The organism is Rhodanobacter sp. 7MK24, from assembly GCF_014842995.1.
Lineage (GTDB): Bacteria > Pseudomonadota > Gammaproteobacteria > Xanthomonadales > Rhodanobacteraceae > Rhodanobacter_A.
Window position 1 is genome coordinate 1 of sequence record NZ_JACYXL010000026.1, and the last position, 791, is coordinate 791.

Below are 791 nucleotides of genomic sequence, written 5' to 3' on the forward strand. Positions count from 1 at the left end.
CGTCGCACAGCATTGGCCGTAGCCATCGTCGCGGGCGTGGGCATGACTGGCCAGGTGCTGGCGCAGGCCACCACCGGCACCATCTTCGGCAGCGCACCGACGTCCGGTGCCTCGGTACAGGTCGTGGGCGGTTCGGGCTTCAACCGCACCGTGTCGGTCGACAATAGCGGCCACTACTCGTTGACGGTGCCGGTCGGCAACTACACGGTGAACCTGCTGCAAAACGGCGCTGTGGTGCAGTCGCATAGCAATGTCAGCCCGGCCGCCGGTGGCGCCTCCGAGGCCGACTTCGTGCAGGCCGGCAGCCAGAACGCCAAATCGCTGAGCACGGTGACGGTGACCGCGAACGCACTGCCCGCGATCGACGTGACCTCGACCACCCAGAACCTCTCCATCACCTCCAAGCAGCTGGCCGAGCTGCCGCTGGCGCGCAACGCCGAAGCGATCGCCCTGCTGGCGCCGGGTACCGTCCAGGGTGCCGCTGCCTTCATGGGCAGCACCCCGACGGGTGGTTCGCCGATCTCGTTCGGCGGTTCGTCGATCGTGGAGAACGCCTACTACATCAACGGTTTCAACACCTCCGACCCGCTCAGCAACACCGGCGGCATCGCGTTGCCCTACGGTGCCATCGACCAGCAGCAGGTGCTCACCAGCGGCTACGACGCCAAGTACGGCCGTTCGGCCGGCGGCGTGATCAGCCAGATCGGCAAGAGCGGCACCAACGACTGGCACTTCGGTGGCCAGGTCCTGTGGGCGCCGGCGTTCGCGCAGGACGGCTACAACAACTGGTA

At 67.0% G+C, this 791-nt stretch carries 1 protein-coding gene; it reads left to right on the plus strand.

All coding sequences use genetic code 11. From position 1 onward, the window contains the following. Positions 1–791: TonB-dependent receptor plug domain-containing protein (locus IHE49_RS18345; protein WP_192160661.1), on the plus strand; the 791-nt coding region annotated here is incomplete at both ends.